This is a genomic window from Spirillospora sp. NPDC000708 (genome assembly GCF_040299565.1).
Lineage (GTDB): Bacteria > Actinomycetota > Actinomycetes > Streptosporangiales > Streptosporangiaceae > Spirillospora.
Map to the genome: position 1 here is coordinate 1 of NZ_JBEPCJ010000162.1, position 6087 is coordinate 6087.

Annotated in this window: 6 protein-coding genes; all 6 read left to right on the forward strand. The window is 74.2% G+C overall.

What is annotated here, in order from left to right:
- Window positions 1–165: 165 nt before the first annotated feature.
- The 6 genes from ssd to ABT299_RS50810 all read left to right on the forward strand — a co-directional run bounded on the left by ssd (window position 166) and on the right by ABT299_RS50810 (window position 6060).
- Window positions 166–1239, forward strand: coding sequence for a septum site-determining protein Ssd (ssd, locus tag ABT299_RS50785; RefSeq protein WP_500255251.1), 1074 nt, complete (start codon window positions 166–168; stop codon window positions 1237–1239).
- Window positions 1236–2387, forward strand: a complete 1152-nt coding sequence (locus tag ABT299_RS50790) for a TadA family conjugal transfer-associated ATPase (protein ID WP_387032807.1) — start codon at window positions 1236–1238, stop codon at window positions 2385–2387. Before ssd ends, ABT299_RS50790 begins: the two co-directional genes overlap by 4 nt.
- Entirely contained in the window at window positions 2384–3094 is a 711-nt protein-coding gene (locus ABT299_RS50795) for a type II secretion system F family protein (protein WP_500255252.1), read from the forward strand. Before ABT299_RS50790 ends, ABT299_RS50795 begins: the two co-directional genes overlap by 4 nt.
- A 1476-nt stretch (window positions 3095–4570) precedes the next feature.
- Window positions 4571–5380, forward strand: a complete 810-nt coding sequence (locus ABT299_RS50800; RefSeq protein WP_500255253.1) for a type II secretion system F family protein — start codon at window positions 4571–4573, stop codon at window positions 5378–5380.
- Between the two features lie 123 nt (window positions 5381–5503).
- Complete coding sequence (locus ABT299_RS50805; protein WP_190856140.1) at window positions 5504–5683, forward strand: DUF4244 domain-containing protein; 180 nt, start codon at window positions 5504–5506, stop codon at window positions 5681–5683.
- A 23-nt stretch (window positions 5684–5706) separates the two neighbouring features.
- The gene (locus ABT299_RS50810) at window positions 5707–6060 is read left to right on the forward strand and encodes a TadE family type IV pilus minor pilin (protein WP_500255254.1); all 354 of its coding nucleotides are present in this window, start codon (window positions 5707–5709) and stop codon (window positions 6058–6060) included.
- The last annotated feature ends 27 nt before the right edge of the window (window positions 6061–6087 follow it).

The following is a 6087-nucleotide window of genomic DNA, read 5'->3' on the forward strand; positions in this document are numbered from 1 at the left end:
GGCGTACGGTGGCGTGTCCAGATCCTCCACGCCACCGTCCGCCCGCCGCCTCGTTCCCCCGGCCCCGCCCGAGGGCCGCGGAGAGTTATCCACAATTCACGGAACGCTTCCGCCCGCCCGGCACGGCGCCGCACGCTGGAGTCCTCTGAACGCACAGGAGGACCGATGAACATCGCGGCACTGATCGTCACCGCCGACCCCGCCACCGCCGACGCCCTGCTCCGCCTCGCCGCGGCCGCCGACGCGCACGCCGAGGTCGCCGCCCCCGCCGACGCCCGCGCCGCCTGGGCCTGGCCCGCGCTCGTCCTGGTCGGCGCCGACGCCGCAGGGGACGTCGCGTCCGCCGGCCTGCCCCGCCGCGGCGGCGTCGTTCTGGTCGCCGGCGCCGCCACGCCCGAGACCTACCAGGCGGCCGTCCGCATCGGCGCGCAGGACGTGGCCGTGCTGCCCGACCACGAGCAATGGCTGATCGACGCGTTCGCCGCCGCGAGCGAACCCGACGCCGGCCGCGCCACCACCCTGTGCGTCGTCGGCTCCCGCGGCGGCGTGGGCGCCAGCGTCCTTTCCGCTGCTCTCGGCCTCGCCGCCGCCGGCAGCGGACTGCGCACCCTCCTCGTGGACGCCGACCCCCTCGGCGGCGGCGCCGACCTCATGCTCGGCCTGGAAGGCCACGAAGGCGCCCGCTGGCCCGACCTCGCCGAACGGCACGGCCGGCTGAACGCCGCCACCCTCCGCGACACCCTCCCGTCCACCGGCGACCTGTCCGTGCTGTCGTGGCGGCGCGGCGCGTCCGTCCCGGTCGCCGACGCCGCGGTGCTGTCCCTGCTCGACGCCGCCTCCCGCGGCTTCGACCTGGTGATCGCCGACGTGCCCCGCTTCCCCGGCGACATCGGCCGCGCCGCGCTGCGCGCCGCCGACGTCACCTTTCTGCTCGTCCCGGCCGAGGTCCGCGCCACCGTCGCCGCCGACGGCCTCGCCGCCGCCCTGCGCAGCGACACCGCCGACCTCCGCCTGATCGTGCAGGGCCCGTCCCCCGGCGGCCTGACCCCGGGCGCCGTCACGCAGGCGCTCGGCCTCCCCGTCGCCGGGGTCTACGAGCGCGACCGCCGCCTCCCCGCCGCGATCGAGGAGGGCGACCTCGCCCGCGCCTGCCGCCGCGGCCCCCTCCCCGACTTCTGCGCCCGCCTCCTCGCCGACCTGGCCCTGCAGCCCTACGCCCACCGCGAGGAGGCGGCATGACCAGGCTCTCGTCCGCCGTCCGCGACCGCCTCGCCGACGCCGGCGGCGAGGCCACCGCGGGACGCGTCGCGGCGGCGCTCCGCGCCGAGGACAGGCTGCTCGGCGACCGCGAGGTCCTCGCACTCACCGACGAGCTGCGCGCCGAGTTCGTCGGCGCGGGCCCCCTCGAACCGCTGCTCCGAGCACCCGAGGTCACGGACGTCCTGGTGAACGGCCCCGGCGAGGTGTGGATCGACGCCGGCGACGGGCTCGTCCGCACCGGCGTCCGGTTCCCGGACGAGGCCGCCGTGCGCCGCTTGGCCCAGCGCCTCACCGCCGCCGCGGGCCGCCGCCTCGACGACGCGGCCCCGTACGCCGACGCGCGGCTCCCCGGCGGCATCCGGCTGCACGCCGTCCTCCCGCCGGTCGCCGCGAACGGCACCTGCGTCTCCCTCCGCCTCCCTCGCCGACGCGCCTTCACCCTCGGTGAGCTCGTGGCGACCGGCACCGTTCCGCCCGAAGGCGCCGCCCTGCTCTCCGCCCTGATCGAGACCCGCGCCGCGTTCCTCATCAGCGGAGGAACCGGGACCGGCAAGACCACACTGCTCAGCAGCCTGCTCTCTTTGACCGACCCGGGGGAGCGGCTCCTGCTGGTCGAGGACTCCGCCGAGCTGCGCCCGACGCACCCCCACGTCGTCCGCCTGGAAGCCCGCCCGCCCAACGTGGAGGGCGCGGGCGGCGTCACGCTGAACGACCTCGTCCGCCAAGCCCTCCGCATGCGCCCGGACCGCCTGGTGGTCGGCGAGGTCAGAGGCGCCGAGGTAGCGGACCTGCTCCAGGCGTTGAACACCGGCCACGAGGGCGGCTGCGGCACGCTGCACGCCAACACCGCCGCCGACGTCCCGGCCCGGTTGGAGGCGCTGGCGTGCGCCGCCGGCCTCTCCCGTGAAGCGGTTCACAGCCAGCTCGCCGCCGCGCTCGACATCGTCGTCCATCTGGTCCGCGAACCCGGCGGCGGTCGACGCCGCGTCGCCGAGGTGTGCCTGCTGCGCCGCGCCGCCGACGGCCTGGTCGGCGTCCTACCCGCCGTCACGTTCACCGCCGCCGGAGAGACGATCGCCGCCGCGGGAGCCGACGCCCTGGCGGCCCGGCTGGGGTGGACGCCATGACCGCCGCGTCCGGGCTCGCCGTCCTCTTCTCCGCCGCGTCCGCCTGGCTGCTGCTCGGCCCGTCCCCCGCCGGCCTGCGCCTCGCGCGCATCGCCGACCCGGCCCCCGCACCCCTGTCCCCAGCCCTCCGCACCCGCATCGAAGAGCTCAAGGAACGCCGGACCCGGCCCGGCCGCCGCCGCACCTCGATCATCGAGCTGTGCGACGGGATGGCCGCCGAACTGGCCGCCGGCCGCACCCCCGAAGAGGCGTTCACGCTGTCCGCGGCCGTCCTCGACCCGCACGTGGCCGCGGAACTCCTCACGCCCGGCCGCCCGCCCCCGTCGATCCCCGACCACCTGGCCGAACTGGCCCGCGAGCCCGGCGCCGAGGGCCTGCGCCTCCTCGCGGCCTGCTGGCGCATCGGCACCGAACGCGGCGGCACCCTCGCCACCGTCCTGGACGGCCTGGCCGCCGCACTCCGCGACGAAGAAGCCCAACGCCAGGACGTCTCGGTCCAGCTGGCCGGCCCCCGCGCCACGGCCCGCCTCCTCGCCGCGCTCCCGCTCCTGGGCGTCGGCATGGCCGCGGCCCTGGGCGCCCATCCCCTCACCTTCCTCTGCGGCTCCCTCCCCGGCCTCGCCTGCCTGTTCACGGGCCTCGCCTTCAACGCGACCGGCCTCTACTGGACCCGTCACCTCGCCAGAACCGCCGAGTCACCCACCTGACCCACACCTGACCAACAACGCAGCAACCCGCCCCCGCCACCAATCCAACGCCACCGCGACACCCTCAGACGCACCAAAGGCCCGCGCCAACGCACCAGCGTCACACTCCGTGAGACCGAGCCGCGACCGCCGCACCATTCCCCCGACAACCAGCAACACCGTCCAGAACGCCCCGACGCCACCAACAACCCACCCCGCCTCGATGCCCCAGATCCCAGGCGCACAAAAAGGCCCTGGCAACGCCGACAGAAGCAGCGACCCGCCCTACGAGCTGGCCATGCCCACGCCTTACTCACCCTCCCCCGGTAACGGCACCCCTCAGCCGCACAGCAAGCGACGTCGCAAGCACTGCGACAACGCCTCGGTGCCCCCCACTGACACATCGAAGGAGCTAGGCGGTGCAGATGAAGCAGCAAACCGCCCCGTGAGGCCGTCCTAACCCCGCCGCGCTCACCCTCTCAAGCCCCGATACCGGCACCGGCCGGCCGCTCAACAACCTCGCCAGCATGACGACGACGCTCGGTGGCCCACGCCTACAAGCGCACCGAAGGAGCCCGGCAGTGCAGATGAAGTAGCAAACCGCCTCGATGGTGTCGGCCCACACCCGCCACATCGCTCACGCTCACCAGCCCTGACAGCGGCGCCGCTCAACAGGGCGACCTCGCCAGTGTGGCGACGACGCTCGGTGGCCCACATCCACAAGTGCATCCAAGGAGCCTGGCAGTGCAGATGAAGTAGGAAATCGCTTCGTGGGGGTCGGCCCACCACCGCCGTGTCGCTCACGCTCACCAGCCCCGACAACGGCGCCGCTCAACAGGGCGACCTCGCCAGTGTGGCGACGACGCCTCGGTGGCCGGCGCCCGGGAGGGCATCGAAGGAGCGCGGCGGTGCAGATGAAGCAGCGACGCTTCTAATGATGCCGTCCCGCACCGCTGCGTCGCTCACCATGACCAAATCCACTAGCAGCACCAGCCAGCCCAGCGCCCGGCCCCGCACCGGGTAGGGCCGCGCCCCACGTGCGGCGAAGGAGCAGCGACGCGTCCGATGAGGTTGAGCGTGGCCGCCGTGCCGCTCACTGACAAGGACGAGACGAACCGCACTCACACCCAGGACGCTGCCACCGCGAGTGGGCGACGGGCCGCGCCGCTGGCAGATCGCTAAGGACCGAGATGCAGGTGGCGCCCCGCGCCGGGGAGGGCGACGACGCTTCGGTGTTCCGGGTGCGGCGGAGGAACAGCGACTCGCCGCCTCAGCGGCTGCCGCAGCAGTGCTGGGACGGGTCGTTTCAGCACGTCGGGCTGCAGCCGCCGCAGACCCGACGGCTGCGGCTTCGGAACATCGGACCGCAGCCGCCGAAGACCCGACAAGGCGGCTTCGGAACGTCGGACGACAGCCGCGTGGACCCGACAGGGGCAGTCAGGCGAATCGCGCGAAGGCGGCCGGCGGCGAGCTGAGGGCATGAGAAACGGAGGAGCGATGGTGATGTTCATGGTGATGCTCTGCGCGGCGGCGTCGGGCTTTCTTCTCCCGCAGGGAGCGAACGCGGCCGGACGTCGACTCGGTGGGCAGTTCGACCAGGCGCCGCCGAGGCCGCGAACACGCGACCCGGACGCCTCAGATTCAACCCAAGCGCGGCATGCCGAGAACGGGGACGCCAAGGAGCGTGCCGAAAGCGGGCGGCGCGAGGCGACGTTGCGGCGGGCTGCATGCTTGGCGGCCGGTGTCCTGTGCTGGGTGGCCTTCGGTGGGCTGATGGGTGGAGCGCTCGGCGTCGTCGTTGCCGCAGCCGTCCGTTACTCCTTCGGGCGGCTCGGAAGTGCCGACCAGCGACGACGGCAGGCCCGACTCATCGCGGACCTCCCGGTTGCCGTGGACCTCCTTGCGGCGTGCCTGCGTGGCGGTGCCCCCTGGCACGACGCCGTCGAGGCCGTCGCGGACGCGGTCGGCGGTCCCCTTGGTGCGGAACTGCGCGGTGTGGCCGTCCAGATCCGTCTCGGCGCCGACCCCGTGGACGCATGGCTCGCGCTCACCGAGGAGCCGGTCCTGGCGCCCTTGGCTCGCACCGCCGTTCGGGCCGTCTCCAGCGGCGCGGCCTTGGCGCCGTCCCTCGGACGCCTCGCGCGGGATCAGCGGCGCGTGGCGCGCACGGCGGCGGCCGCGCGCGCCCGCGCCGCGGGCGTGCGGGCGCTCGCACCGCTGGGGTTGTGCTTCCTGCCCGCGTTCGTCCTGCTCGGAGTGGTGCCGGCGATCGCCGGAATCGCCTCGACCATCCTCCTGCCGTGGTGACCGCGTCGAGTTATCCACAGAACGCGGTTCACCTGGTGACCGGATCCGCCGCACCCGAGCCTGGGATCAGACGCGATCGGGCGTCCCCAAGGAGAACAAGGAGGGCCCATGCGGGCGAAACAGATGGTGGTGCGGAGATGGCGACGCCTTTCCGGAGACCGAGGAATGTCCACCGCCGAATACGCCGTCGGCACCATCGCCGCCGCGGCGTTCGCGACCCTGCTCTTCAAGATCGTCACGAGTCCGGAGGTCCACACCATGCTCACCGGGATCATCAAGAAGGCCCTGCAGATGGCCGGGTAGGCCGTGGCGCCCGTGACCGGGGCATGGTGACGGCCGAGATGGCGCTGGCACTGCCCAGCCTGGTGCTCGTCACCGCCATCGCGCTCTGGGGCGTGGCGGTCGCGTCGGCCCAGCTCACCTGTGTCGACGCCGCGCGGACCGGTGCGCGGGCGGCGGCACGCGGCGAGTCTCTCGCCGCAGTGCGGGAGCTGGTGGTCAAGGCGGTCCCACCGCACGCCACGGTGACGGTCCGCCGCGACGCCGCGACCGTCGAGGTCGACGTCTCCGCGCCGGTCGAACCCCCCGCCGCTACCGGCCTGCCGCCCCTGACCGTCCACGCCCATGTCGCCGCCGCCACAGAACCAGGTGCCGCAACCGACCCCACCCCAGTGACCTGACCACCCCGGCGATGTGACCGCCTGTGC

Bases quoted from the DNA above. Each gene is read 5' to 3' on its own strand.
- ssd (WP_500255251.1), top strand. From the start codon at position 166: ATGAACATCGCGGCACTGATCGTCACCGCCGACCCCGCCACCGCCGAC.
- ABT299_RS50790 (WP_387032807.1), top strand. From the start codon at position 1,236: ATGACCAGGCTCTCGTCCGCCGTCCGCGACCGCCTCGCCGACGCCGGC.
- ABT299_RS50795 (WP_500255252.1), top strand. From the start codon at position 2,384: ATGACCGCCGCGTCCGGGCTCGCCGTCCTCTTCTCCGCCGCGTCCGCC.
- ABT299_RS50800 (WP_500255253.1), top strand. From the start codon at position 4,571: ATGGTGATGTTCATGGTGATGCTCTGCGCGGCGGCGTCGGGCTTTCTT.
- ABT299_RS50805 (WP_190856140.1), top strand. From the start codon at position 5,504: ATGGTGGTGCGGAGATGGCGACGCCTTTCCGGAGACCGAGGAATGTCC.
- ABT299_RS50810 (WP_500255254.1), top strand. From the start codon at position 5,707: ATGGTGACGGCCGAGATGGCGCTGGCACTGCCCAGCCTGGTGCTCGTC.